The sequence below is a fragment of the Halomonas halocynthiae DSM 14573 genome (assembly GCF_000425725.1).
GTDB lineage: Bacteria > Pseudomonadota > Gammaproteobacteria > Pseudomonadales > Halomonadaceae > Halomonas > Halomonas halocynthiae.
Genome location: NZ_AUDZ01000017.1, coordinates 31,041 through 57,782 on the forward strand (window position 1 = coordinate 31,041; position 26,742 = coordinate 57,782).

The 26,742-nt window shown below is 56.3% G+C and carries 25 protein-coding genes and 1 pseudogene; 12 read left to right on the forward strand and 14 right to left on the reverse strand.

The features are described from left to right. Positions 1 to 6: 6 nt before the first annotated feature. The 4 genes from H616_RS14210 (at position 7) to H616_RS14215 (ending at position 3,904) form a co-directional block, all read left to right on the forward strand. The gene (locus H616_RS14210) at positions 7 to 909 is read left to right on the forward strand and encodes a PA4780 family RIO1-like protein kinase (RefSeq protein WP_035572617.1); all 903 of its coding nucleotides are present in this window, start codon (positions 7 to 9) and stop codon (positions 907 to 909) included. 143 nt (positions 910 to 1,052) lie between these two features. Next, complete coding sequence (glnK, locus tag H616_RS0104930; RefSeq protein ID WP_027966364.1) at positions 1,053 to 1,391, forward strand: P-II family nitrogen regulator; 339 nt, start codon at positions 1,053 to 1,055, stop codon at positions 1,389 to 1,391. An 86-nt stretch (positions 1,392 to 1,477) separates the two neighbouring features. Beyond that, positions 1,478 to 2,245, forward strand: coding sequence for a co-chaperone DjlA (gene djlA / locus H616_RS0104935; RefSeq protein WP_027966365.1), 768 nt, complete (start codon positions 1,478 to 1,480; stop codon positions 2,243 to 2,245). Positions 2,246 to 2,350: 105 nt separating this feature from the next. Continuing rightward, on the forward strand, positions 2,351 to 3,904 hold the full coding sequence (locus H616_RS14215) for a Na+/H+ antiporter NhaC family protein (protein WP_051233987.1): 1,554 nt from the start codon (positions 2,351 to 2,353) through the stop codon (positions 3,902 to 3,904). A 46-nt stretch (positions 3,905 to 3,950) separates the two neighbouring features. Here the strand turns inward: H616_RS14215 and ribA are convergent, their stop codons facing one another. Then, positions 3,951 to 4,586 (reverse strand): GTP cyclohydrolase II, encoded by a 636-nt coding sequence (gene ribA, locus H616_RS0104945; protein WP_027966366.1) that lies wholly within the window; start codon positions 4,584 to 4,586, stop codon positions 3,951 to 3,953. Positions 4,587 to 4,743: 157 nt separating this feature from the next. Between ribA and hemE the strand changes: the two genes are divergently transcribed. Beyond that, a complete protein-coding gene (gene hemE, locus H616_RS0104950; protein WP_027966367.1) occupies positions 4,744 to 5,820 on the forward strand; it encodes a uroporphyrinogen decarboxylase in 1,077 nt (358 codons plus the stop codon). Next, a complete protein-coding gene (locus tag H616_RS0104955; RefSeq protein WP_027966368.1) occupies positions 5,813 to 6,187 on the forward strand; it encodes a VanZ family protein in 375 nt (124 codons plus the stop codon). The genes hemE and H616_RS0104955 overlap by 8 nt, the downstream gene beginning before the upstream one ends. Before the next feature lie 31 nt (positions 6,188 to 6,218). Here H616_RS0104955 and H616_RS0104960 read toward each other — a convergent pair whose 3' ends face one another. Beyond that, positions 6,219 to 7,145 (reverse strand): LysR family transcriptional regulator, encoded by a 927-nt coding sequence (locus tag H616_RS0104960; RefSeq protein WP_027966369.1) that lies wholly within the window; start codon positions 7,143 to 7,145, stop codon positions 6,219 to 6,221. Positions 7,146 to 7,284: 139 nt separating this feature from the next. On the opposite strand from H616_RS0104960, the gene H616_RS0104965 reads away from it, so the two are divergent. Then, positions 7,285 to 8,061, forward strand: coding sequence for a ferredoxin--NADP reductase (locus tag H616_RS0104965; RefSeq protein WP_027966370.1), 777 nt, complete (start codon positions 7,285 to 7,287; stop codon positions 8,059 to 8,061). 20 nt (positions 8,062 to 8,081) lie between these two features. Here H616_RS0104965 and recG read toward each other — a convergent pair whose 3' ends face one another. Both recG and H616_RS14220 read right to left on the reverse strand, forming a co-directional pair. Next, a complete protein-coding gene (gene recG, locus H616_RS0104970) occupies positions 8,082 to 10,163 on the reverse strand; it encodes an ATP-dependent DNA helicase RecG (protein WP_027966371.1) in 2,082 nt (693 codons plus the stop codon). Next, positions 10,160 to 11,116 carry a hydrogen peroxide-inducible genes activator gene (locus H616_RS14220; RefSeq protein WP_051233988.1) on the reverse strand — a complete coding sequence of 319 codons (957 nt, stop codon included), beginning with the start codon at positions 11,114 to 11,116 and terminating at the stop codon, positions 10,160 to 10,162. Before H616_RS14220 ends, recG begins: the two co-directional genes overlap by 4 nt. 165 nt (positions 11,117 to 11,281) lie before the next feature. On the opposite strand from H616_RS14220, the gene H616_RS0104980 reads away from it, so the two are divergent. After that, the gene (locus tag H616_RS0104980) at positions 11,282 to 12,148 is read left to right on the forward strand and encodes an SDR family oxidoreductase (RefSeq protein WP_027966372.1); all 867 of its coding nucleotides are present in this window, start codon (positions 11,282 to 11,284) and stop codon (positions 12,146 to 12,148) included. 43 nt (positions 12,149 to 12,191) lie between these two features. Here H616_RS0104980 and H616_RS0104985 read toward each other — a convergent pair whose 3' ends face one another. The 4 genes from H616_RS0104985 to gmk all read right to left on the reverse strand — a co-directional run bounded on the left by H616_RS0104985 (position 12,192) and on the right by gmk (position 15,870). Further along, the gene (locus H616_RS0104985) at positions 12,192 to 12,581 is read right to left on the reverse strand and encodes a RidA family protein (protein ID WP_027966373.1); all 390 of its coding nucleotides are present in this window, start codon (positions 12,579 to 12,581) and stop codon (positions 12,192 to 12,194) included. A gap of 81 nt (positions 12,582 to 12,662) precedes the next feature. Continuing rightward, a complete protein-coding gene (locus H616_RS0104990) occupies positions 12,663 to 14,798 on the reverse strand; it encodes a RelA/SpoT family protein (RefSeq protein ID WP_027966374.1) in 2,136 nt (711 codons plus the stop codon). 86 nt (positions 14,799 to 14,884) lie between these two features. Beyond that, positions 14,885 to 15,148 carry a DNA-directed RNA polymerase subunit omega gene (rpoZ, locus tag H616_RS0104995; protein ID WP_027966375.1) on the reverse strand — a complete coding sequence of 88 codons (264 nt, stop codon included), beginning with the start codon at positions 15,146 to 15,148 and terminating at the stop codon, positions 14,885 to 14,887. Between the two features lie 98 nt (positions 15,149 to 15,246). Continuing rightward, complete coding sequence (gene gmk / locus H616_RS0105000) at positions 15,247 to 15,870, reverse strand: guanylate kinase (RefSeq protein WP_027966376.1); 624 nt, start codon at positions 15,868 to 15,870, stop codon at positions 15,247 to 15,249. Positions 15,871 to 16,062: 192 nt separating this feature from the next. Here gmk and H616_RS14225 point away from each other — a divergent pair, with 192 nt between their 5' ends. From H616_RS14225 to H616_RS14230, 3 genes are read left to right on the forward strand one after another with little or no spacing between them, the layout of a single operon-like run. Then, entirely contained in the window at positions 16,063 to 16,734 is a 672-nt protein-coding gene (locus tag H616_RS14225; protein WP_205619061.1) for a lysophospholipid acyltransferase family protein, read from the forward strand. Continuing rightward, positions 16,731 to 17,681 (forward strand): phosphatidate cytidylyltransferase, encoded by a 951-nt coding sequence (locus tag H616_RS0105015; RefSeq protein WP_027966377.1) that lies wholly within the window; start codon positions 16,731 to 16,733, stop codon positions 17,679 to 17,681. Before H616_RS14225 ends, H616_RS0105015 begins: the two co-directional genes overlap by 4 nt. Positions 17,682 to 17,688: 7 nt before the next feature. Next, positions 17,689 to 18,363: a CDP-alcohol phosphatidyltransferase family protein gene (locus H616_RS14230; protein WP_205619062.1), complete on the forward strand. Its 675-nt coding sequence runs from the start codon at positions 17,689 to 17,691 to the stop codon at positions 18,361 to 18,363. A 2-nt stretch (positions 18,364 to 18,365) separates the two neighbouring features. Here H616_RS14230 and H616_RS0105025 read toward each other — a convergent pair. From H616_RS0105025 to hemP, 6 genes and pseudogenes are all read right to left on the reverse strand, one after another. Beyond that, positions 18,366 to 19,046 (reverse strand): annotated as a pseudogene (locus H616_RS0105025) (ATP-binding cassette domain-containing protein); the annotation flags it as partial. A gap of 56 nt (positions 19,047 to 19,102) precedes the next feature. After that, the gene (locus H616_RS0105030; protein WP_051233993.1) at positions 19,103 to 20,128 is read right to left on the reverse strand and encodes a FecCD family ABC transporter permease; all 1,026 of its coding nucleotides are present in this window, start codon (positions 20,126 to 20,128) and stop codon (positions 19,103 to 19,105) included. Further along, entirely contained in the window at positions 20,125 to 21,090 is a 966-nt protein-coding gene (locus H616_RS0105035; protein WP_051233995.1) for a heme/hemin ABC transporter substrate-binding protein, read from the reverse strand. Before H616_RS0105035 ends, H616_RS0105030 begins: the two co-directional genes overlap by 4 nt. Positions 21,091 to 21,099: 9 nt before the next feature. Continuing rightward, the gene (locus H616_RS0105040; protein ID WP_027966381.1) at positions 21,100 to 22,143 is read right to left on the reverse strand and encodes a hemin-degrading factor; all 1,044 of its coding nucleotides are present in this window, start codon (positions 22,141 to 22,143) and stop codon (positions 21,100 to 21,102) included. A gap of 11 nt (positions 22,144 to 22,154) precedes the next feature. Next, on the reverse strand, positions 22,155 to 24,182 hold the full coding sequence (locus H616_RS0105045; RefSeq protein ID WP_027966382.1) for a TonB-dependent receptor domain-containing protein: 2,028 nt from the start codon (positions 24,180 to 24,182) through the stop codon (positions 22,155 to 22,157). Between the two features lie 128 nt (positions 24,183 to 24,310). Continuing rightward, positions 24,311 to 24,514, reverse strand: coding sequence for a hemin uptake protein HemP (gene hemP / locus H616_RS15360; RefSeq protein WP_338035743.1), 204 nt, complete (start codon positions 24,512 to 24,514; stop codon positions 24,311 to 24,313). Positions 24,515 to 24,769: 255 nt separating this feature from the next. Here hemP and ilvD point away from each other — a divergent pair, with 255 nt between their 5' ends. Further along, positions 24,770 to 26,458 carry a dihydroxy-acid dehydratase gene (ilvD, locus tag H616_RS0105050; protein ID WP_027966383.1) on the forward strand — a complete coding sequence of 563 codons (1,689 nt, stop codon included), beginning with the start codon at positions 24,770 to 24,772 and terminating at the stop codon, positions 26,456 to 26,458. Positions 26,459 to 26,742 lie beyond the last annotated feature (284 nt).

Consider the following 26,742-nt stretch of genomic DNA (forward strand, 5'->3'; position numbering starts at 1 on the left):
GGTGATATGAAAATACCCAAAAGACTACAGTCGTTAGTTGATGATGGCCTGATCGATGCCGTGGAAGGCCAACTGATGAGTGGTAAGGAAGCTCAGGTATACGTGGTGCGCTCCCATGGAGAGCGGCGTTGTGCCAAGGTGTTCAAGGAAGCCAAAAAGCGTAGTTTTAAACAGGCTGTGCAGTATCAAGAGGGGCGAAAAGTGCGCAATAGCCGCCGCTCCCGCGCCATGGCCAAGAAAACCCGCTACGGCCAAAAAGAACAAGAGCAAGCCTGGCTTAACGCGGAAGTTGATGCCCTTTATCGGCTGGCCGAGGCCGACGTGCGGGTACCTAAGCCGCATGGTTTTGTCGATGGCGTTTTGCTGATGGAAATGATCACCGATGCCGAAGGATTAACTGCGCCACGGTTGGATGACGTGGTACTCAGTGCCGAGCAAGCTCAAGCGTATTACACCAAAATTCTTGGTGATATCGTGCGTATGCTGTGCGCAGGCCTGATTCATGGTGATTTGTCTGAGTTCAATGTGCTGCTGTCTGCTGACGGCCCCGTCATCATTGATCTTCCTCAAGCGGTGGATGCCGCAGGGAATAATAGCGCCGAAATGATGTTTGAGCGCGACGTTGACAACATGCGCCGTTACTTTGGTCGTTTCGCTCCTGAGTTACTGGCCACCGACTACGGCAAAGAAATATGGGCGTTGTATGAAGCGGGCGAACTGCACCCTGATAGCCAGTTAACCGGGTGCTTTGAACATGACACCAGCGCAGTGGATGTGGATGACCTAATGACCGTGATCGACGATGTGCGCGAAGAGGAAGCTGAGCGGCTTGCGGCGCTGTCTGGTGACCACGATGCAGGGGTAAAAGAAGCCGCTCAAGAATGGCGCGAGTCTCATGGCGACAGCTAGCTGAGTTTTCGCTGTGAATGGGGGTTGAGCGGGTCGGTTGTACGCCGGTTTTTTCAATCGGGCCGAGGCAGTGTATCCTCAGCAGCATTGCAGCCGGTTTCGCAGTGGCGCTACCGGAACACGAATTACGCGAGGATAAGATCATGAAACTGGTGACTGCCATCATCAAACCGTTCAAGCTCGACGACGTTCGTGAGTCGCTCTCTGACATTGGCGTTCAGGGCATCACGGTGACAGAAGTAAAAGGGTTTGGCCGCCAGAAAGGGCACACGGAGCTGTATCGTGGTGCCGAGTATGTGGTGGACTTTCTACCCAAAGTAAAACTGGAAGTGGCGGTCGATGGTGACATGATCGATCAAGTGATTGACGCCATTACAAAAGTGGCCAATACCGGAAAAATTGGCGACGGCAAAATTTTTGTGACGGCCCTAGAGCAAGTTATCCGGATTCGCACGGGCGAAACCGGTAAGGATGCCGTTTGACTGGACGCTATGGTTTATGTGGGCGTGCTGAGCATTTAAGCACGCCTTTTTTATTGATAAATATTTGATTCCATTGGAGAGATGCCATGCTGATGGCAGCCTTGATCGGCGGTTTTGTTGGTTTTCTTATCAGCGGTAACTTACTTGGGCTTGTTGCAGGGGCTGCGCTGGGCTGGTGGCTTGGAAGCCGAGTTCGCGGTGGCATGGGACTGAAAGAGTTACAACGCCATTTTCTGGATGCAACGTTTGCCGTTATGGGCTGCTTGTGTAAAGCCGATGGCCAGGTCACCGAAGAAGAGCTGGACGCGTCGCGCAAAATGTGGGATTTATTGCGCCTCAACGAGGAGCAGCGTGCCAAGGCTCGGGAAAATTTTAACCGCGGTAAGGCATCAAACTTCGATCTTGATGCTGAAATTGCCAAAGTCGCCCGTATTACTCGCGGACAACGCGCTTTGCGTCAGATGTTCCTGCAAGTGCAGCTGTCAGCGATTGCTGCTGATGGTGTACTGCACCCTGCGGAACACCGGATGATCATGCATATTGCTCGAGGGCTGGGTTGCAGTGAAGCTGAGATTCAGCAGATCGAAGCGATGTTGCGTGGTGCCAGTCAGGCCGGTAGTGCTCAGCCGTCAGGCCCCTCGCTGGAAGACGCTTATGCAGTGCTGGGGGTTAAGCCAGATGCTAGTGATGCCGAGGTAAAGCGAAATTATCGGCGCCTGATGAGTGAAAATCACCCGGATAAACTGGCATCAAAAGGTCTGCCTGAAAGCATGCGTGAGATGGCGAAAGAACGCACCATTGAAATTGGTAATGCCTATGAGAGTATCCGCAAAGCCCGCGGTGATGCTGGCTGACACGCTGCGCTGTGCTGTTTTGATATAGGTATCAGCTACGTCGTGTCACTCACATGACTCTATTGACGACAACATTGATCACAACAAGAAACGCAGGAGCCCTTGATGACATTCGGTATTTTTTCCCTGTTGCCGCCACTGTTGGCAATAGTGCTGGCGCTGGTGACGCGCAATGTGATTCCGGCGCTGTTCTGCGGCGTTTGGTTAGGCGCGACCATGCTGGTGGGTGGCAATCCCGCTATTGGGCTGTATGACACGTTTGATGCCTTTATTATTCCGAGCGTGGGTGATGAGTGGAGCGTCACGGTACTGATCTACTGTGGCTTGTTTGGTGTGCTGATTGGGGTGCTGGAGCGTACGGGAGGTGCTCAAGCCATCGCGCGTTCGATTTCTGCGCGTGTTGCGTCGCGCCGTGGTGCACAGGGTGCCACCATGGGGTTGGGTGTGCTGATTTTCTTTGAAGACTATTTCAACGCCTTAACCGTGGGCAGTGTGATGCGCCCGATTACCGATAAAATGAGGGTTTCTCGGGAAAAGCTCGCTTATATCGTTGACTCTACCTCGGCACCAATGTGTTTACTGGGCCCAGTCTCAACCTGGGTGGTTTTTGTTATGGGGCTGATCGGTACACAGTTGGTTGAAATGGGGGCCAGCGGCTCAGAGTACCTGATTTATCTGTCGACGATTCCGCTGAATTTTTATGCTTGGTTGGCGCTGGGTCTCATCATCTATATGGTAATTACTCAGTGGGACTTTGGCCCCATGGCGGCTGCAGAGCATCGTGCCCGCACTACCGGTCATGTCATGGCAGCTAATGCGGCTCCCCCCTCTGGTGCTCACGAAGAGAATCTCAGCGTAGTCAGCGAAGATCAGGCGCGTAAGCGTAATATGTTGGTGCCTATTGCTGTGCTGGTGTTAATGATTCCACCCCTTTTCCTATGGACCGGAAACTTCCCTGAAAACGATCTCGTGACCGCGGTGGGTAATGCCAAAGGTGGCTTGTCAATTCTTATGGCCACGCTGATGGCGGTGGTTGTTGGTTTGACCATGGGGATGGTACAGAAGCTGTTCAATTTCCGTGAAGCGATGGATATTGTGGTGGATGGCATCAAAAGCATGACGCTGGTGTACATCATTCTGACCCTGGCCTGGTCGATCGGCAGCGTGACGTCAGAGCTCGGCACGGCTGCCTACTTGGTCACTCTCGCGGAAGCCAGTTTGTCGCCCAGTATGGTGCCGGTGTTGCTGTTTTTGATTGGGGCGGTGGTCGCTTTTACCACGGGAACTTCCTACGGCACCTTTGCCATCATGATTCCTATTGCCATGCCAGTCGCTGTCGCGATGGACCTGCCACTGGCACTGACCATTGCCGCTGTGCTTAGCGGAGGGATCTTTGGTGACCACTGCTCGCCGATTTCCGATACAACCATTTTGTCGTCTGCTGGGTCGTCCTGTGATCATATTGACCATGTGCGCACACAGTTGCCCTATGCGATTACCGCCGGGGTTGCGGGGATCACGGGCTTTTTCATTGCTGGGCTAACGCAAAGTACACTGCTGGGAGCGGTCAGTGGTTTGGCGGCACTGCTCGTCATTGCTGTCACGCTCAGGCTGGTGTGGGGAGCGCCTCACGGGGCGGAATCAGCTCGCGCTAATTGAAGCAAGAGATAGACTAGGGCCCCGCATTAGTTGGGCCCTGGCTTTTTTAGGGTTTACGCTTATTGCTTGGATTTTCTGCGGGGGTGAAGTCGCCCAGTGCCATCATGTGGCCTAGTTTACCGGCCTTGGTAGAAAGATAGTGCTCGTTGTGTGGGTTAAGGCCGGTGGTCAGCCCAACTCGTTCGACGACATCAATACCCTCGTCGGTTAACGCGTTGACCTTGCGGGGATTGTTGGTCATCAGGCGTAGCGCCTGAATATCGAGATGGTTCAGCATCGGCAAGCACAGGTCGTAACGGCGCATATCTGCAGCGAATCCCAGCCGCTCATTGGCCTCTACGGTATCGGCACCCTGGTCCTGCAGGTGGTAAGCACGAATTTTATTAAGCAGCCCGATACCCCGACCTTCTTGGCGTAGATAGAGCAATACGCCACGACCCTCCTCGGCAATTCGTCGCAGGGCTTCCATCAGCTGGTAGCCGCAGTCACAACGCATTGAGAACAAGGCATCGCCGGTCAGGCATTCCGAGTGAACACGGCCCAGTACCGGCTCGCCATCACCAACGTCGCCAAGCGTTAGGGCGATATGGTCTTTGCCGGTTGCTTCGTCTTCGAAGCCGTGCATAGTAAACGTAGCCCAAGGCGTGGGCAGTCGAGAGGAGGCGATGTAGCGAATCGTCACAATAGACCTCGATGAAAACCTGTCGGGCCGGCTGGTATCGCCGACGATAAGTACAGCAGTTTATCATCAAGCTGGCCTTGGCTCACGGTATACAGGCCGCTAATCTTGGGCTGATAAGGTATGATACGCCCACACTTTTTCGTCAATGGATGAGCGCATGGAACTCAAGAACGATCGTTTTCTCCGCGCACTGGCGCGTCAGCCTGTGGACCGTACCCCTGTATGGATGATGCGCCAGGCCGGTCGCTATCTGCCGGAGTACCGTGCGATACGCGCAGATGCTGGTGGTTTCATGGATCTTTGCCGCAACCGCGACTTGGCTTGTGAGGTGACGCTGCAGCCGTTGGAGCGCTTTCCGATGGATGCGGCCATCCTGTTTTCTGACATCTTAACAATTCCCGATGCCATGGGGCTGGGGTTGTATTTTGAGACAGGTGAAGGGCCTAAATTCCGCAAGACAGTGCGCAGCGCCGAGGACGTGGCTGCGCTGACGGTGCCGAATGCTGAGCGCGATCTTGACTATGTGATGAATGCGGTTAAGACCATTCGCCATGAGCTGAATGGGCGAGTGCCATTGATTGGCTTTTCCGGTAGTCCTTGGACGCTGGCTTGTTACATGGTGGAAGGCGGCTCCAGCCGTGATTTTCGTCACATTAAAACGATGCTTTACGACACGCCAGACGTGATGCATCAGTTGCTCGATACGCTAGCTGAATCGGTGACGGACTACCTTAATGCGCAAATTCGCGCTGGCGCTCAGGCCGTGCAGATTTTTGACACCTGGGGTGGTGCGCTCTCAACACCGGCGTATCGCGAGTTTTCATTGCGCTATATGGAACAGATCGTTGCGGGATTGATGCGTGAGCATGAGGGGCGCCGTGTGCCGGTTATCCTGTTTACCAAAAATGGCGGCCAGTGGCTGGAGGATATTGCGGCGGCGGGGTCAGATGCCGTTGGCTTGGATTGGAGCACGGAAATGTCTAATGCGCGGGCGCGAGTTGGCCATCGCGTAGCGCTGCAAGGGAACCTGGACCCTAACGTGCTGTTTGCCCACCCATCTGCCATTCGCGCTGAAGTCGCGAGAATTCTCGACAGTTATGGCCAAGGGCCTGGTCACGTATTTAATCTGGGGCACGGTATCAGCCAGTTTACTAACCCAGATCATGTGACGGCCTTTGTTGAGTCGCTGCACGAGCTGAGCCCTGCTTACCATCGCGAAATAGCGCTTGGTTAAGCGACTGTTGCGGCGTTTGCAACAGCGGCGCAACTGGTGGGCCTGGCTAGCTGTGGTGGCGATGCTGGCGGTTGCCTGGGGGAGTCTTACGCCCGCCAGCGGACTGCCTCAGACATTGCCCTGGGACAAAGCTAACCACTTTATGGGTTATGGCGTTATTGCCGGCCTGATTCATCTCGCTGGCCTTCGTGCCAGCGGGGCGTTTTGGGTGGCGGTGATTTACGGTGTCACCCTCGAAGGTCTGCAGATGGTCGTGCCTGGCCGCTTGGGTGGCGACCCTTATGATGTGCTGGCTAATACCCTCGGGGCCGGTAGTGCGATTGTGTTACTAAATGGTGTTGCACGCTGGCTGAGTCGGGCAGGCTAGGGCATTGGGCCGTGCGGCAGGTTGTTGAGCATTAGGGTAAATAAGGCACATCGATCTGATCACTGCGCGTGGCACCCTCCGTCATTTGGCGACAGAGCTTTAGGAATTCGCGCATGCCGGTGGCTAAGTATTTATGACGGTGCCAGATAAAGCCGAATTGGCGTTTTAAATCCAGCTCGGGTGTCGCTACCGGCACCAGGCTGCCACGCCGGAAAGCGTCCCTCAAGGCCAGGCGTGATACGCAGCCAATCCCCAGGCCAGATTCCACCGCACGTTTGATTCCCTCAGTATGCTCCAGCTCCAGAAGGGTATTGAAGCGCCCGCGCCGATGGCGAGCTGCCTGCTCCAGCGTTAGCCGTGTGCCTGAGCCTTGTTCACGCATGATCCAGTTTTCGCGTAACAGCTGATCCAGCTCTACCGCTTGGCCATCTGCTAAGGGGTGATCAGGGGCACAAAATACAGCCAGTTCGTCTTCCACCCAAGGCTGAGTGACGACATCTTCGTGCTCACAATGGCCCTCAATCAGCCCTAGATCCAGCTCGTGATGCAGTACGCTGTCGATAATTGCACGAGTGTTGCGCACCTGGAGCCGGACTCGGCTACCTGGGTGGCGTTGCATGAAGTTACCGATCAGCAGCGTCGCAAGGTAGTTACCAATTGTTAGGGTGGCGCCAACATCCAAGCTACCGATGCCTTGGCGACCATGCATCAGATTTTCGATTTCCTGAGCGCGATCAAGCAACGCAACAGCCTTGGGAAGCAGCTGGAATCCCATGCTGTTGAGCCTCAGTTGGCGGCCAGTGCGGTCTAGTAACTGGCAGGCGAACTGGCGCTCCAATTCAGCTAAGGCGGTGCTGGTGGCGCTTTGCGACAACGATAATACTTTCGCTGCTTGCGAGACGCTTTCGTGCTGGGCAACCGCAACGAAGACCTCCAGTTGACGCAGGGTATAGCGCATCCACAGCCCCTTGTGGCTTAAATCAATAAAATGGATAGGTATTATCCATACAATTCATTTCACAGATATTGTGCGTCCTTTTATACTTCTTCGCAAAACTGATTCGCTTAATTATGCCTTAAAGAAATATGGAGCTCCGATGAGCAAGTTTGCCCTGGAAGATGTTCTCAGTGTGCATCACTGGAACGGTACCCTATTCAGCTTCCGTACCACCCGTGAACGCAGCCTACGTTTTAAGAATGGTCAGTTCGTGATGATTGGTCTTGAGGTAGATGGTAAGCCGCTGATGCGGGCGTATTCTATCGCCAGCCCTAACTATGAAGACCACTTGGAGTTTTTCAGCATCAAGGTGCAGGATGGTCCGCTGACGTCGCGTTTGCAGCACCTTAAAGTGGGCGATCAGATTATGGTCAGCCGTAAGCCGACCGGTACCCTCGTGCTGGATGACCTGCTGCCAGGCCGAAATCTGTATTTGCTATCGACGGGCACTGGGTTGGCGCCGTTTATGAGCCTGATTCAAGACCCTGAAACCTACGAGCGTTTCGAGAAAGTGGTATTAGTGCATGGCGTGCGCCAGACCAGTGAATTAGCTTATGCTGACTTTATCCAAGAAGAGCTGCCAGCACATGAATACCTGGGCGAGGAAATTGCCGAGAAGCTGGTGTATTACCCTACCGTGACTCGTGAGTCGTTTCACACCATGGGGCGCCTTACGGACCATATTCGAAGCGGAAAGCTGACCGCAGATGCCGGCCTGCCAGCTATCGATCCGCGACAGGATCGTGCCATGATTTGTGGCAGCCCAGCGATGTTGGAAGATACCAGTGCGCTGCTCGACGAGCTAGGATTCAAGATTTCTCCGCGTATGGGCGACCCAGGCGACTATGTCATTGAGCGCGCTTTTGTTGAGAAGTGATAACGTGAACGTGGAGGGCGCTAGACCTGCCCGTAGCGGCTAGCTTCCTTGCCGAGCCAGCGGCGAATAAGCGGCTGGCTGGCTTGAGGGTGCTGAGCAAGTAACGCATCGGCCAGCGGTGTCACGCGAGAGAGCAAGTCGGCATCGCGCTCAAGGTCGGCAATCTTCATGTGGGCTAAACCGGTTTGGCGGGTGCCGAGCACTTCGCCGGGGCCGCGGATAGCGAGGTCTTCTTCGGCGATACGAAAGCCATCGTTGGTTTCGCGCATCACGCTGAGCCGTCGCTTTGCGTGTTGAGACAACGGTGGGTGGTATAGCAGCACACAAAAGCTTGCAATGGAGCCGCGTCCTACGCGTCCACGCAGCTGGTGCAATTGAGATAGCCCCAATCGCTCTGGGTTTTCAATAATCATTAGGCTGGCATTCGGTACGTCAACGCCCACTTCGATCACGGTCGTTGCCACCAGCAAATCTAGCTCACCTTCCTTAAACGCGCCCATCACATCGGCTTTTTCAGCAGGCTTCATGCGTCCGTGTACCAGGCCGATATTCAGCTCCGGCAGCGCGTCAGCCAGTTCGTCCCGAGTCGCCTCGGCAGCTTGGCACTGCAAGGCTTCTGACTCTTCGATCAGTGTACATACCCAATAGGCTTGACGACCGTCGGCACAGGCACTTCTGATGCGTTCAGTGATCTCGGGGCGGCGCTCATCAGGCATCGCTACGGTTTTAACCGGGGTCCGGCCGGGCGGCAGCTCATCGATCACTGAGACGTCAAGGTCGGCATAAGCGCTCATGGCTAGAGTGCGTGGAATCGGTGTGGCGGTCATTACCAGCTGGTGGGGTGTAAGGCCGCCAGCCTCTCCTTTCTCGCGTAGCGCTAGGCGTTGATGAACGCCAAAACGGTGTTGTTCGTCGATAATTGCAAGGCCCAGCCGCTGGAAGTGTACATCGCTCTGAAACAGCGCGTGGGTGCCAACAACCATGCGGGCTCGGCCATCCTGTATGGCAGCCTTGGTATCAAGACGCTGTTTGCCTTTGAGCTTGCCGGATAACCAGGCAACATCAATACCCAGCGGCTCAAACCAAGCACGAAACGAGCGATAGTGCTGCTCGGCAAGAATCTCGGTGGGCGCCATTATGGCGGCCTGGCAGTCTCCTGCAATAGCCGATAGTGCTGCCATGGCAGCAACCACCGTCTTGCCCGACCCGACATCACCCTGTACCAGGCGTAGCATGGGATAGGCGGTTGCTAGATCAAGGCGGAGCTCATCCAGAACACGACGCTGGGCACCGGTTAGTGAGAAAGGCAGCTGGGTGAGAAAGCGCGCTTGCAGGTTACGCCCGTCAGGTAGCGCTGGGGCGCCGTCTTGCTGAATGCGCAAGCGTACTTCGCGTAGGCTTAATTGGTGAGCCAGTAGTTCTTCCAGTGCCAAGCGCCGTGTGGCTGGGTGTTGCCCAGCGGCAAGGTGTTCGGGGTCGGTCTCTGGGGGTGGGTAGTGTAGTGCTCGCAGGCAGCCGTGCAGCTCGGGCAGCGCGAAACGCTGGCGTAGTCGCTCGGGCAGCCACTCGGGCAGGGCTTCGGGGTTGGCATCTAGCCGTTCGAAGGCTTGGTCGATTAATGCGCGTAAGCGAGACTGGTGCAGCCCTGCCGTTGTGGGATAAATCGGAGTGAGATGATCTTCCACAGGCAGCGTGCTGTCGCTGATTAGGCGATATTCCGGATGATATATCTCAAGCCCTGTAGCGCCAGCGCGAGCCTCGCCAAACGCGCGTACTTGCGTGCCTGGCTGAAACTGCTGCTGTTGGGCTGGCGAAAAATAAAAAAACCGCAAGCTGATCACACTGCTGGTATCGCTGAGCCGAATCAACAGGCTGCGTCGTCGCCCCTGCACCACCTCAGCGGCAGCAATTTTCCCTTCCACGACGGCCTCATCGCCGGAGCGCAGGCTGGCAATGGGGGTGATGCGTGTGCGGTCCTGATAACGCAGCGGCAGATGAAACAGCAGATCGCTGATTTGCGCGATACCTAGCCGTTCCAGCTTGATAGCGAGCGCTTCGCCGACGCCTTTGAGCTCTGTGACGGGTGCATTAAGCGAGCTCATGCCGAGCCGACGCCGTTAGCCGGTGCCACGGACGCTGTGTCAGTGGTTGCACGCGGCGTACACTGAGCGATGGCGTGTGTTACCGCATCGATGGCTTTGTGGCGTGGGAAGCTGGCGCGCCAAGCAATTGCCACAGTGCGTTCGGGGGCTGGCGGTGTAAACGGACGGCTGGTTAACAGGCCGCTTTCGTAATGGTTGGTGCCAATGGCCGACTGTGGCAGTACGGTGATGCCTAAGCGCGATGCTACCATATGGCGAATGGTTTCCAGTGAGCCACCTTCAGCGGTTAAGGTGTTATCAGGGTTGTTTAGTGTATGGCTGATGGCTGGGCAGGCCTCAAGAATTTGGTCGCGGAAACAGTGGCCTTCGCCGAGCAGCAACAGTCGCTCACTGAGTAAATCTTCCTTATCGATAGTAGCGCGGCTGCTCCAGTGGTGGTCGGCAGGCAGCAGTACTTCAAACACTTCATCGTAGAGTGGTTTGGTTACCACGTCGGCCTCGGTAAAAGGCAGAGCGACAATGATGGCATCCAGTTCGCCGTTGCGCAGTTTACGGCGCAGGTCGCCGGTAAAGCCTTCTTCGATATATAACGGCATCTGCGGTGCTAGCTGAGTGAGCGCAGGGATTAAATGCGGAAACAGGTAGGGCCCGATGGTATAGATGGCGCCAAGGCGTAGCGGGCTGGTTAGCTGGTCGCGACCCGCACTGGCCATCTCGTTGATCAGGCCTGCCTGCTCTAGTACACGCTGTGCCTGAGCAATGATTTTCTCGCCCAGCGGCGTGGTTTGCACGGCTGACCGAGAGCGCTCAAAAAGCGCTACGCCGAGCTCCTCTTCAAGCTTCTTTACGGCCACCGACAGGGTGGGTTGAGAAACAAAGCAGCGCTCGGCAGCGTGCCCGAAGTGGCGCTCTTGAGCCAGGGTTACGATATAGCGCAGTTCTGTTAGAGTCATTGGCGTCGTTGGGCTTCCTTTCTCTACGGTATTCCTTGGCCAATTCGGCCTGGCTGGTTTGGTTCTGCCATGAGCCTAATGTGGCGCTCGCCGTGGTTGGGAGCCTGTTTCCTTATTTCGCTAGTCGTGATTGTAACTATGGTTGTAACAGGGGGCGAGGCAAAGGTGAAGACAACAACGTTGATAGTTGGCTGTGGAGATATAGGTATTGCTTTGGGGCAGCAGCTTATTGAGGCTGGGCACCGAGTGGTTGGCGCGAGGCGTCGGCCACAAAAGCTCGATGGCAGTGGTATTGAGGGCGTGGCGATTGACCTTGCCGACCCCGCCACATTAAGCGCGTTGCCAAATGCCGATATTGTTGTTTACGCCGTGGCCGCTGATCGTTTTGATGAGCAGGCGTACCGAGCCGCGTATCTTGATGGCCTGAGCGCCGTACTCAAGGAGCTAGAGCGTCGTAACAAGCCGCCAGTGCATGTGTTGTTTGTGTCTTCGACGAGCGTTTATGCTCAGCAGGATGGCGAGCAGGTTGACGAGCATAGCGCTGTTGAGCCAAGTGGCTTTTCCGGCCAGCTGATGTGCCAAGCCGAACACGCGTTATTGACCCACCCGCTGCCTGGCAGTGTCGTGCGATTCTCAGGTATTTATGGGCCAGGTCGTGAGCGTTTAATTCGCCAGGTATGTGAAGGACGCATTGCGCCAGCTACGCCGGTAATGTATTCCAACCGTATCCACCGTGATGACTGTGCGGGCGTGCTGGCGCACCTCGTGGGTCTTGCGCTGGAGGCCAAGCCATTGGCGCCGATTTATCTGGGCACCGATAGCGAACCCACGCCGCTGCATGATGTGATGGTGTGGCTTGCTGAGCAGCTATCGGTCGAGGTGGTTGATGCTGTGTCGTCACCGCTACGACGGCGAGCCAGTAAGCGCTGTAAAAACGCATTGTTGCGGGAAAGTGGTTATGTGTTCCGTTACCCAACGTTTCGAGAGGGGTATGCACAGGTGCTGCGTGAGGGCGGCTATTTACCTGGCTGAGCATCAACAGGCGCCGTTAGGCGCCTGAATAATACCGGTGCCTTCAGCTATTGATGACCATGATGGCATCGGCTTCTACTTGACTGCCTTTAGGGAGCGCTTTGACACCAATGGCGGCACGCGCTGGGAAGGGCGCTTCAAAGAACTCTTCCATAACCTTGTTGATGATGGCGAAGTTGTCTAGGTCAACAAGAAAGAGGTTGAGCTTGACGATATCCTGCAGACCGCCCGGCGCTTCTTCGCATACCGCTTTCAGGTTGGCAAATACCTGGCGTGCTTGAGCCTCGAAACCGCCGTCGACGATTTCCATCGTGCTTGGGTCTAACGGAATCTGACCAGAAACGTAAACGGTATTGCCTGCTTTGATGGCCTGAGAGTACGGGCCGATGGCGGCAGGGGCTTGGTCTGTGTTGATAACCGCTTTGTTGCTCATGGAAGTCTCCAGCGCTTTATGGGTGAAAAATTCGAGTGAAACCGGTGAAAAAGCGAAAGTAACACGTTAGGAGGTAGGGTATCAGTTACCCAGGCGGGTAATTTTGCCTACATTGTGCAGGTTGCGCATACGCTTGATGATCCGCGCTAAGTGGACGCGATCACGTACCGCTAGCGTCATGTTGACGATCGATAAGTGGGTATCCCGCTCTTCGATATCAATGCGCTCGATATTGGCACCCGCATCAGTAACCAGCGCGGCAAGCTCAGCCACCAGGCCGCGGCGTGTCGCGATTTCTAGGCGCAGCGGCACGGAGTAGTCGTCGTCGGCGCTGGGCGACCATTCCATTGCAAACAGTTTGTCTGGGTCGTTTTTTAGCTCGGCCAAATTGCGACATTCGGTGCGATGTACGACAACGCCTTTGCCCGCCGAAAGGTGCCCAATAACATCATCGCCAGGTAGTGGGTGGCAGCAGCGGGCAAACTTAACCACCATGCCTTCGCTGCCGCTGATAATGATTGGCTTTTGAGGCTGTTGCCCCGTTGGGCGGTCAATCGGTGTGTCGCCATGCTCCAGCTTGACGAGTTGCTGCGCCACGATTTGTGCGATGCGCGTACCCAGTCCGATGGACTCCAGCAGGCTATCGCCGCTTTGCACCTTGTATTCGTCAATCAGGCCCGTAAACGTGGTGGGGCTGAGTTCATCCAGACTGGTTTCGAAGGCGCTCAGTGCTTTGTTAAGCAAGTGGCGGCCCAGCTGCACAGCTTCTGTTTGCTGCTGATGCGTGAGCGCATGGCGAATGGCTGAGCGAGCCTTGGCGGTAATCACAATATTGAGCCAGGCGGGGCTGGGACGTGCGCCAGGTGCGGTAATGATCTCTAACGTTTGGCCACTTTGTAAGCGGGTAGAAAGCGGCGCGAGGTGTCGATCAATACGGCAGGCGATACACTGGTTGCCGATATCGGTATGTACGCTGTAAGCGAAGTCCAGCACCGTGGCACCCTGGGGCAGTTCCATGATGTCGCCGCGAGGCGTGAAAATGTAGATATCGTCAGGGAACAGGTCGTTTTTGACGTGCTCGATAAACTCCAGCGAGTTACCCGCCTGGCGCTGCATTTCCAGCAGCCCTTTAACCCAAGAGCGTGCCCGTGCGTGGCTGCCCTCTGCAATGGGATGATCGGTTTGGCCAGCCTTGTATAGCCAATGGGCCGCTACGCCGTTGTTGGCCATGGCTTCCATTTCACGGGTGCGTATCTGCACTTCGATAGGCATGCCTTCGGTGCCAAACAATGTTGTGTGAAGGCTTTGGTAGCCATTAGCTTTGGGAATGGCAATGTAGTCTTTGAAGCGGCCAGGCACGGGTTTGTACAGATTGTGTACCAGCCCAAGGATACGGTAGCAGCTATCGACATCTTCGGTGATGATGCGAAAACCGAACACGTCCATAATTTCTGCAAAGGGTTTGCGTTGGTCGCGCATCTTGCGATAGATGGACAACAAGTGCTTCTGGCGGCCGATGACAGCGCCGGATAGTCCTTCGTCGTCCAGGCTTTTCTGTAGCGTATTTTGGACTTGCTGTATGGCTGAGCGGCGATGCCCCCGAGCGCTGGCTACGGCGCGCTTGATACGCTCTGAGCGCATTGGATAAATGGCTTGAAAAGACAGATCCTCAAGCTCAATACGAATGGTATTGATACCCAGACGACTGGCGATGCGGGCGTAAATTTCCAGCGTTTCACGGGCAATGCGGCGCTTTTTGTCGGGGCGTAATGCTCCCAGCGTTCGCATGTTATGTAGCCGATCGGCCAGCTTGACGATGATGACCCGGATATCACGGGACATCGCCAACACCATTTTCTGGAAGTTTTCCGCTTGAGCCACGGCCTTGTCTTCGAAGGTGATCTGGGTCAGCTTCGACACGCCATCGACCAGATCAGCCACTTCCTCACCGAACTGTTCAGCCATGGCCGGCTTATCCACCCCGGTATCTTCGATAACATCGTGAAGCATGGCTGCCATCAGACTTTGGGCATCCATGTGCATATTGGCCAAGATGTTGGCCACAGCAAGGGGGTGGGTAACGTAAGGCTCGCCTGAACGACGGCGTTGGCCGTCGTGGGCTTGCTCAGCATAATAAAAGGCACGCCTGACCTGGCGGATTTCATGGGCTGGGAGGTAGCCGCCTAGGCGGTCTGCCAGGTCATCGATGGTGAACATGCGTCATGCCCTGAGTGCGATCGGAGAGTCCGAAAAGTAGGTTGTCACTTGGCCAGGTGAGTTGGCTAGTTTAGTGACTCATGACCTCAGTCTTCGATAGCAAGGTTCGCGCTGAAATCGGGACGCTGGCGAACCGGTGCGGCTTCCAATGGCTCGTTAAGCACGGTGTGATCTACCAAGCCTGCAGCGATTTCGCGCAGTGCCACGACAGTCGACTTGTCGTTTTCCCATGGCACGAGAGCGTCGCGTGAACCGCGAGCCAGCTGGCGTGCACGATGGGTAGAGATCATCACCAGCTTGAAGCGGTTTTCGACGTTTTCTAGACAATCTTCGACGGTAACTCGCGCCATGGGTGTATTCCTGAAAGAAATGAGGTGATAGCAGCGGCAATCCAGCACGTTACGCGCAGGGGCTTATGCTAATGAGTAGACCGCTTAGATTACTCGACTTAAGGCGCATCTGACAAGAGCGCGGCGAGTAAGGGGGCGTGTCGGTCCTGCATGCGATCGCGTTGCTGGCGCCGAGCGATAACTAGCGCGTGAAGCTCGTTGAGCGCGGTGGTGAAGTCATCATTAATCACCAGATAGTCGTATTCGTTGTAGTGCGACATTTCGCTGATGGCTTCCTGCATTCGCGCAGCAATCACGGTGTGCTCATCGGTGCCGCGCCCAGACAGGCGGTTTTCCAGCTCGTCGCGTGAGGGCGGCAGTATGAAAATCGATACGGCATCGGACATTTGCTCGCGTACCTGGCGTGCGCCCTGCCAGTCAATTTCGAGAATAACGTCTTGGCCAGCCGCCAGACTGCCTTCAATAGCAACACGCGAGGTGCCATAGTAGTTATCGAACACTTGCGCATATTCGAAGAACTCGCCGCGCTGAATCATCGCCTCAAAATCGGCATGTTCCACAAAATGGTAGTTCACGCCGTTGACCTCACCAGGACGGCGCCCACGAGTTGTGTGTGACACCGACACGTGAATGCCGTCCAAACGGTCAATCAGCTCGCGTACTAAGCTGGTTTTGCCGGCACCGGAAGGCGCGGAAACGATGAAGAGGGTTCCTTGGGGCATGGCGAGTATTCCTGTTTCGACGGCAACGCATGACAGCGGGGGTAAGTCTCAGGCGAAAATGGGGCTAACGCATGAAAAGGCGGAGTATCGCATATTTCGCCGCTGACTCCAGCCGTCGTTGCTTCTCCTGGGCCTTGCGTGCTGCCATAATTTGCTCTTGCCTTGCCAATCACAACAGGACATGGAGTCAGTATGGGCCAGATAATCTCGCCGCTGGTGGCGACACTGGTGCGCCTGTTTGCGCGCTTCATTACCGCGGTGCGCGGCATCTGGGATGGTGTCGCCCCAGTAGATAAGCAGCGTATCTATTATGCGAACCATGCCAGCCATGGCGACTTCATTCTGGTATGGACAGCACTGCCGCCACCCTTGCGGCGTCACACACGGCCGGTGGCAGGGGCCGATTACTGGCTGAATGGTCGGCTGCGTAGTTGGCTGATCCGCGATGTGTTTAAGGCCGTGCTGGTTGATCGCAATGCCGACACGCGCCAAGACGACCCCATCGAAACCATGAGCCAGGCGCTACACAGTGGCGACTCGTTGATTTTGTTTCCTGAAGGCACACGAAACCTTGGTGATCAGCCCCTGCAGCCGTTCAAAAGCGGGCTGTTTCACTTGGCCCAGGCATGCCCTGAGGTGGAGTTGGTGCCGGTGTGGATCGCAAACCTTAACCGCGTGATGCCCAAGGGGGAGTTTGTGCCCATTCCACTGATTTGTACCGTCACCTTCGGCGAGCCCGTCGCGCTTGAGAGCGGTGAAGACAAAGCGGCTTTTCTGGCTCGCGCGTCGTCAGCCCTTGAGAGGCTGAGCCCAGATTACGAACCTGCCGAGACTACGTTAGATTCAACAGAGAGCCCATCATGACCGCCTTACACCCTGATCTCTTTGCCTTGTTGTTTGGTATTGGCGCATTGCTGGTGACGGCGTCATTGATTGGTTATGTACTGCAGCGGCGCTACTCGCCTCGGGGTGACAATGCCGTGATTGAAAACCTCAACCAGCGTATCCGCTCGTGGTGGATCATGGTGGCGTTGATGGCGCTGGCGTTTCTTGGCGGTAAAACAGGCGTGGTGATTCTATTTGCCTTTGCGTCTTTCTCGGCGCTGCGTGAGTTTGTCACGCTGGTTAATGCGCGTCGCGCCGACCATTGGGCATTGGCCGTGGCATTCTTTGTGATCGTGCCTGTGCAGTACTATTTTATCTGGATCGAGTACTACGGCATGTACTCGATTTTTATTCCAGTCTATGCGTTCTTGCTGCTACCGATACTGGCCACACTGCGCGGTGACAGTCAGGGGTTTTTGATACGCGTAGCGGAGGTGCAGTGGGCGCTGATGATCTGCGTATTTTGTGCCTCGCATGTGCCGGCGTTATTGAGCCTAGACATACCCGGTTATGAAAACCGCAATGTGTTGCTGATCGCCTTTTTGATCGTGGTCGTTCAGCTTAGCGATGTACTGCAGTATGTGTGGGGCAAGTTGCTTGGGCGGCGCAAAATTGCGCCTAGGCTGTCACCGTCTAAAACGGTTGAAGGCTTTGTAGGTGGCGTTGCCAGCGCGACTCTGGTGGGGGCAGGACTCGCCTGGATGACACCGTTTGGCGTGCTGGCCTCAGCAGGATTGGCGCTAATGATAGCGTTTCTGGGCTTTTTGGGTGGGCTGGTGATGTCAGCGATTAAGCGTGATCGCGGCATCAAGGACTGGGGGCACTTGATTGAAGGGCATGGCGGCTTTATTGATCGTCTTGACTCGGTGGTGTTCTCTGCGCCAATTTTCTTTCATGTCGTGCGCTATTTCTGGTCGGTAACTTGATATGACAATGAACAATGATCGACGTCCACTGGCCAGCCGCGACACCAGCTGGGCCCAAGCGATTGCACGTCGGCTGGCGGCAACATCACTCACCCCGGATCACGTCTCTCAACTGAGTATGCTGGCCGCCGCGATTGCTGGCGGTTGCTATCTGTTGGCTGGGCATAGTGAAGGCTGGGTGCGAGGGGCATGGCTGGTGCTGGCTGTGCTGGGTTGTCAGGGGCGGCTGTTATGTAATTTATTCGATGGCATGCTGGCTATCGAGTCGGGTAAGGCCTCTGCCGAAGGCGCGTTCTGGAATGAGGTGCCGGACCGTGTATCAGATACGTTGATTCTGGTCGCCGTTGGTTACGCCACTAGTGAGCCAGCGCTGGGTTGGGCTGCCGCTGCGCTGGCTATTCTGACCGCTTATGTGCGCGCTTTTGGCCAGGCCTGCGGGCAGGCCGCCGACTTTATTGGCCCCATGGCCAAGCCGCATCGTATGGCATTGTTGACGGGAGCCACCTTACTGAGTTTGTTTGCCCCATTATGGGATGGGCGTAACGAGCTGCTCCTCGCTGCGTTATGGCTGATTGCCATTGGCAGCCTAGTGACGGCTTGGCGGCGTGGTCGGCGTTTACGCTTGGCTATGGCCAAGACTATGCCCAAGACTATGCCCCAAGACATCACAAAAGATGGCTGACGTTAACGCTTGATGGCGAGCCAGCGGTCGTTGCCCTGTTGAATATCCTCCAACTCGACGCGGTAAGTTTTTGCTAGTTGTGATGAGTTAAGTACGTGATCGGGGTGGCCTGCGGCAATGCGCTGGCCCTGATCCATTAGCCATACTCGGTCGGCAAAGCGCAGTGCCAGGTTGATGTCGTGCAGCACGCACACCACGGCCATGGCGTGTTGGCGCGTCAGGCGCTGCAATAGCCGCATCAGTGCCTGTTGATGGCCGATATCCAAAGCGCTGGTGGGTTCATCCAATAGCAGTAGCCGTGAGAGCCCTGATGTTTGGGCCAGTTGGCACAGTGCGCGCACGATCATCACGCGTTGCAGCTCACCTCCAGACAGCGTCGGCGCGAAGCGAGAAGATAGGTGCGCGATGTCCATTTCGTGCATCCAGTGGCGAGCCTCGGTCTCACTGGCACGGGCACCGAGCGTCGCCAGTTCTTTCACGCGCCAGTCAAAAACCGGCTGTTCACGCTGAGCGACGACTGCGCGTCGGGCCGCTAGCGTTTCGCGTTGCCAGTGAGTCAGGCTGATATTATCGAGACATACTTGCCCAGTGTGCGGGGCGCGAAAGCCGGAAAGCAAACTCAACAGCGTGCTCTTACCCGCGCCATTGGGGCCGACAATAGCTAAGAGCTCGCCAGGTCTGACTTGGTCACTAAAGGGGAGTAGTTCTGGCTGTTGTGTGAATCCGGCGTTATTTAGTGTCAGCATGACGGCCTGCCACGCATTAACAGCCATAGGAAATACGGGCCGCCAATCAAGCTGGTGAGTAGGCCGACGGGAAGTTCTGCGGGTGCTGCCAGGCTGCGTGCCAACGTATCAGCCAACACCAGTAATACGGCGCCACCAAGCATTGATGCAGGCAGCAGCAAGCGATGAGACGGCCCCAGCCAGAGACGCAGGCAGTGGGGCACCAGTAGACCAATAAAGCCGATGATACCCGCCAATGCGACGCTGATACCTACGCCTAGCGCTGTTGCCAGAACGACGCGCCGACGTAGCCGTGGCGCATCAAGGCCAGCGCCATGAGCCGTGAGTTCACCAAGCTGCAGCAGGTCCAGCTCGTGGCGGCTACGGTATAGCCCCCACAGTGCTAAGGGCGCGCAAATTAATAGGCCGATCACCGGTGGCCAAAGGGCATTGGCTAAGCTGCCCATGCCCCATAGACTCAGTTGGCGCAGTTGTTCATCACTAGCCACAAAAGCCAGCACGCCGCCGCCGGCGCCAGCCAGCGTATTAATGGCCAGCCCCGCCAGTAACAGAGTGAACAAACTGCTGGCGCTTTGGCCTCTGGCGCCGATGAAGAACACGAGTAGCCCGACGACGAAGGCGCCACTGAAGCCAGCGAGGAACTGGCCATACAAACCAAACGCGCTACTGCTACCACCGATCAGTACGATCCATAGCGCGACCGCTAGGCCTGCGCCGCTGGCCATGCCTAGCAGTGTGGGATCGGCCAGAGGGTTGCGAAACAACCCCTGCATGGCCGCTCCGCTGCCCGATAGCAGCATGCCGACGCATAGCCCGAGCATGACGCGTGGCACGCGTAGCTGCCACCAGACCTGCCAGGCGTTCTGAGATGATTCTCCACGCAACATCGGTAAGGATATCCCTAGTGACCCACTTGATAGCGACCAGACCAGCGCGACGAGTAGAGCGCCCAATAGCAACTGGCAAGGGCCGAGCGGGTGTGGTTGCCAGCGATGCAGAGGGAGCGTGGAGGTTTTCATGGGGCCTCCGAGTGGTGGATATCGGACAATGCGCGGTGTAGATCGAGAAGTGCCTGTGGTGTGCGTGGCGTAACCCCCAGCAGTGCTACGCTATCGACGGTTACATAGTGTTTGGCGTTGCCCGCGGGCGTTAACGCTAGTCCTGGTAGCTGCCACAGCCCCTGTTCGCCGCCCAGCGCATTAAGGCCTGTCTCGGGGATGATCACTACCTCAGGCGCAGCGGGAACTAAGCCTTCGGCAGAGACCGGCTTATAGCCGTTAAAATCAGCAAAGGCATTGTTGGCACCGAGTAGATTGATAACACGGTCAGCGCTGGTGTCACGCCCACTCACCATTGGTGTCATGCCGCCATGATGTAGCAGAAACATCACGTTGAGACCACGTAGCTCAGGTAAAGCCGCTACTTGGTGGTGTTTGGGTAACAGCCGGTCGATCAGAACCTCGCCCTGACTGTCACGTTGAATGGCCGTGGCAATCTGGCGAATCTTGCTGTTGAGCTCGGCCTGCATTGACGGAGGTTCCGATGGCCGTTGAGCGCGCGGCAACTGGATATGCGTCAGGGTAACGCCGCTGGCTTCAACTTGCGCCAGCACTTCTTTGGGTCCAGCCGCATGGCTGGCGATAATTTTGTCTGGTTTGAGGCCCAGCACGCTTTCGCCCGACAGGTTGCGTAGATAGCCCACTGATGGCAGCTCGGTAAGTGTCGGCGGAAACGTCACGGTATCATCACGTGCGATCAGCTGATCTGCTGCGCCCAGTTCGGCGACGATCTCTGCTACATCGCCCCCCAACACCAGCAGGCGCGGTGTGTGGGAGTTGCTGAATGCGGTGCTGGCGGCAGTGGTATTCGCTATGGTCAGCAAATACAGGCTGAGCAGGGCGGTAAACGCTATGGCCAGAACGGGGCGTGGCTTCTTGGTCGTCATGGCACGCAATTGAGGCGATATGGCGCGATGTGGCATGAGCAGTCCTTAAGCGGCTTGGTGAGAGTGGCCGAGCCGGGCCAGCAACATGCGCCAGTCGCTTGACTCCGTATTGCCCTCGCGGCGTTCGCCGTAGATTTGAAGTATCAGCTCGCCCTGGGCGTCAAATGCTTCAAGGCTGGTGACGCCACCGTCGCGGTTGGGTTTGTGTACCTCCCAGATACTCTTGATCGCGGCATCGTCCAGGTGAAGCGTTGTGTCTTCGGCGAACAGGTTGAGCCAGCCGCGCGCACGCACCGGCTTCGGAACGGTGCCCGTGCGAATCTGTACGCAGCCGGGACTGCCCACAAACAGCATTATCGACTGCCCGCAGTCGGCGGCTTCGGTTAGCAGTTGCTCCACGCTATCTTTCGCTACGGCACGGGTAAAACGGCCTTCCATTAGTGTATTTGCCTGATGACGGGTCAATTGATACTGACGCAGCAGGCCAAAGAATTGATGTACGTCGCTGAGACTGGCCCAGTCATCAGCCAGCCCTGCTGGGGCTTGAGTTGGTGCAGCAACAGCGTCGGGCTTGGCTTGTCCGACAAACTCAGGGTGCTCCGTGGTGCCTTCGTCCCACAATGCTTGCCATGTTCCGGGGGCGGTAGCCGATAGGTTGAATACCTTATGTACGGCGCGTCCGTAGCGGTCAAACACCTGTAGGCTGAATCGCTCTCCTTCAGGTAGCGCATCACGAATCAAGCAGGCCCAGTACCAGTGGTTGAATAGCAGGCGCAAATCAAGACCGCCAGGGTCAAGCATTAAGCCGGCGTGATCACCGCCTTGAAGGTGTGGGTAGCCGCCTTTTTGTTCAAGAACGGCATGGCGCGAGCGGGTCAGTGCTTTGACGCGGCCAAGGCTGGCAAAACGTGCGGCTAACGCTTGGGGTGACAGGTTGATGGTGACAACATCTTCACCTAGGCGGGCGGCCTGTAATGCGCCCTCGCTGATGCCCAAACGCTCGGCCAGTATAATGGCTGGCGTGGCTGGTGAGCTTGACCGCAGCGAACGAAAGGCGTCGAGAATGGCAATACGGCTGTCGTCAGTCATAAAAATATCTCCTACCACTGATAGCTGAAGTTGGCGAGTAAGTTGCGTCCGCTGCCAAGGCTACCGTCGGGCCGGTACCAGACCTGATCGGCCAAGTTGGCTAGGCGCAGCGAGGCGGTGAAAGCTGGCGTTGCCTGCCAGCCAAGGTGCAGGTCGTTGAGTCCGTAGCCGGGTAAGCGGCCTGCATCGGTTTTGTCGAATGACTGGGCGAAACGGCCGCGCCAACCAAGGGTCAGGTTGGCGTCGGCGACGTGCCAGTCCACGCCTAATGTGGCTTCGAGAGGTGTCTGGTTTTGTAGCCCCTCATCGGTTGCGCGGTCGCGGCCTGATACCTCAGACACGCCTGCTGAGGCACTTAGCGCAGTAATGGCCTCAGGCTGCCAGCCGAGGCGTAGGTCATAGCCCCATAGCTTGGCACGCGAGACGTTGACGGCTTGCGTGGTGCCTGCCATTAGGTCGACGTCGGAATCGATGAAATCGTTGGCGTCGGTGTCGAAGTAGCTAGCGCGTAGCGACCAGTCGTTTATTTGCCAGTTGAAGCCGCTTTCCCAGGTTTTGCTGGTTTCAGGTTTGAGGCCTGGGTTGGGAACCCAGAAATTGTCTGGCGCGCAGAAAAAAGGCCCCGCACAAAAACCAGAGAAGTGGCGCTCATCGGCGTACAACTCGCTTAAGGTTGGTGCGCGGAATGCTTCGGCATAGCCGGTGTAGAGCATTAGGTGGCTACTTGGCCGCCATGAGAGACGCACTTTGGGTGACGCATGGTCATGCTTGCTTTCGCGGTGGGTTCCGTTCCTGGCGCGATAGCGGTCGTATCGAACGCCTAGGCCAAGATCAAACTCACCCGCGCCACCATTGCTTATGTAGTCGCCTGCAGTCAGCGTATCGTCTACATAGAGCGCGGCGGTATCGATATCGGCATCAGGAAAGCCAGAAGCGGAACCGCCAGGCCTCTGTTCGGCGCGCTCCAGCTCGGCGCCGAAGGAGAGTGTCTGAGCGAGCCAGCCATGGTTGAGATGATGATAGCCGTCGCTTTGCAGGCCATAACGAGTCAGGGTGCGTGAGCTGTCTTCACTGTCGATATCTTGTCGGCTTAGGCTCAAACGGTTGTCGATTCGGCTTGTTGCGGCAGGCTGCCAGCGGTGTAGCAGCTGAACGTTATCGCTTTTGACATCACGGTCGACCAAGCCGCTGTCGTCCTCAGCAACCAGTAGCTCGGGGTTGGCGGGTTGATGTGCGCGCTCATCATAGTGCTGCCAGCTGGCACTTAGCTGATGATCTTCGGCCAACTGCAAACTGCCTTTGGCTAACAGGCTGCGTAAGCTGGCATCGTCTTTGGCCTCTTGCCCTCCGGCGCGACGGATATCACCCGAGTTGCTGTAGCCCAGCGATACCAATCCCTGGCGCTTACCGACGCCAACACCCTGGCGACCAAATAATGTCACTTGGGCGCCTGACTCTCTGGCGGCGCTGGCGGCCGATGCACTTAGTCGCACACCGCCGTTTTCACCAGCTGCCAGCAAGTCGTCGGCATCTATCGTCGAAAGGCTGACCACGCCACCCATCGCATTGCTTCCGTAAAAGCTAGACAGTGCCCCGCGAGCAATTTGAATCTCTTTTATCAGCGCTGGGTCGGCAAAATAATTGCCGATATGGCCGGTGTTGATATCCTGGCGAACACCGTCGAGGCGTACCTGCACGCCATTTTTGCCAAATCCGCGCATGCTCAGAAACTGTCCATTACGTCGGCCACTGCCGCTAACGTGTATGCCGGGTTGTTGAGACAGCGCGTCTTCCCAGCGTGTTGCCGTAGCGAGTTCTGGGTCGCTGCGATCAATCACATCAATAATCATGGGCGTTCGATACACGTCGCCAGGGTGTCGGGTGCCGGTGACCAAAATGTCCGGCTGGGGGGTGCTGGCAAGAGCGGTAGAGGTGCTACTGCTAGGAGCAGAGGCCGGAGTATCAGCAAAGGCGGTAGGCAGAAAAGTGGCGCAGTACATCAGAGCCAGCCACCCAGTGCCGTGAAACGTGACGTTCATCGGTTAGGTATCCAATTAAGGTTTTTGGCTGGCTAGGGCGTTACCCGGGCTGGCGTGGTGTTATTTAGTGAGGCGCGTTTGATGTTGCTAATAGCGCTGGCTGAAACAGCGGTCAGCCCCTGAGAAGCTCAGCTGGTCAGAATTAATCGATCATTCCGTGTGCGGCGCAGTTGATAACAACGCCCGTTATGTTCAATGACCAGCAGGCCCGTGTTACCGAGTAAGGAATGGCTCGTGACCGTGTCGCCGTCAATGGCGAGGTAGCGCTGTCGAGAGGAGAGGGTGACAGGCCTATCGTCAGGATGAGGTGTCGAACTCATAATGATAACCATGCGCTAATAGAAATTGTTTTCAAATGGTATGTTTTTTTGTTTGGTTCTTCAAGTACGACGTTCGAGTAACAACGTTTGAGTCACACAGTTTCAGGCAAGATATGCCTTGCAAATATCGTCGAGCGCAGGTGCTGAGAGCCTGATACTATGGCGGTTTAACAACTTATTATGATCGGCTGAGCGGTGCAGCAGGCCTTGTGATGAGGGCTGGCCATCGCCGTCGAGTTTTGCTGCTGACTGCGATAGGAGTTTTTCATGAGCGATACCCCCAACGATTCACGCCGCCGTCACTCCGCTCTAGTGGTAGATGGCCCTGGCAAATCGGCAGGCCGCGCTATGCTGCGTGCGGTGGGCTTTACGGATGCGGATTTCAAAAAGTCTCAGGTCGGTATCGCGTCGACCTGGAGCATGGTGACGCCGTGCAACAGCCATATCGGTGAGCTGGCTGAGCATGCACGAGACGGTGCGGATGAGGCGGGCGGTAAAGGGGTGATTTTCAACACCATCACCATTTCCGATGGCATCGCCAACGGCACTGAAGGCATGAAGTATTCGCTGGTCTCGCGTGAAGTGATCGCTGACTCCATCGAAACCGTGGCTGGCTGCGAAGGCTTTGATGGCATTGTGGCTATCGGCGGCTGCGACAAGAACATGCCCGGCTGTTTGATGGGGATGGCGCGCTTGAATCGCCCCAGCGTATTCGTTTATGGCGGCACCATTATGCCGGGCGAAGGCCATACGGATATCGTTTCGGTATTCGAGGCCATGGGCGCTCATTCGCGTGGCGATATCGACCTGATCGAACTTAAGCAAATCGAAGAAACGGCGATTCCAGGCCCAGGTTCCTGTGGTGGCATGTATACCGCTAACACCATGGCCTCAGCCATTGAAGCGCTGGGTATGAGCTTACCGGGCAGCTCGGCGCAGAATGCCGTTTCTCGCGACAAGCGTGACGACTGCGAAGCCGCAGGTAAGGCCGTGCTGGCGCTGTTGGACCAAGACATCAAACCGTCTGACATCATGACCCGCAAGGCGTTTGAGAACGCCATTACCGTGATCATTTCACTGGGCGGCTCAACCAATGCTGTACTGCACCTAATCGCCATGGCACGCACCTTAGATGTGCCGTTGTCGCTGGATGACTTCACCAACATTGGTAAGCGTGTGCCAATGCTTGCCGACTTGCGCCCCAGCGGTCACTACATGATGAGTGAGCTAGTCGCCATCGGTGGTATTCAGCCCTTGATGAAAGTCTTGCTGGACGCCGGCATGTTGCACGGCGACTGCCTAACCGTTACCGGAAAAACGCTGGCCGAAAACCTAGCCGAAGTAACGCACTACCCAGATGATCAGGAAATCATCGCGCCGCTGGACAAGCCAATCAAAGCAGAAAGCCACCTGCGGATTCTTTACGGCAACTTAGCGCCAGACGGCTCAGTCGCCAAAATTACCGGTAAAGAAGGCACCCATTTCCGTGGTACCGCTCGGGTATTCAACTCGGAAGAAGAGGCCCAGGCAGGCATTAACAACGGCACCGTGGTCGCCGGTGATGTTGTGGTGATTCGCTATGAAGGCCCCAAGGGTGGCCCCGGCATGCGCGAAATGCTCACCCCCACATCGGCCATTATGGGCCGCGGGCTGGGCAACGACGTGGCATTGATTACCGACGGGCGTTTCTCTGGCGGCAGCCACGGCTTCGTGGTTGGCCACGTTGCCCCAGAAGCCTTCGACGGCGGCCCGCTAGCGTTAATAGAAGATGGTGATGTGATCACTATCGACGCCGAAGCCAACACCATTGATGTGGCCATCGGCAGCGAAGAACTGGAACGTCGCCACGCCGCCTGGCAGCGCCCGGCACCACGCTACACTAAAGGCGTACTGGCCAAGTATGCGCGCTTGGTTAGCTCCGCCAGCGAAGGTGCCGTGACTGATCAAGATGTGTAAGCGTCTTTGGCGCTAGAGATGCGTTGAGCGGACACTCTCGCAGTAGGATGAATCACACCCTGAACGCTGGATACCCAGCCTTCGGGGTTTTTTGTGTGTGTTGGGTGATATTTCAACTATTGAATTTAATTGTTATTTGTTTTTCTTCAGTGCAGATGTGGCGCGAGCCAAGGTGCTAAATGACTGTGGTGAAATAGCCTGTCACGTCATTTATGTTTTGCCCGTTGGTTAGCTTCGCAAGGGTTATTTCAAGCCATAGTGGGAGGCCGATGATTCGTTGCGTG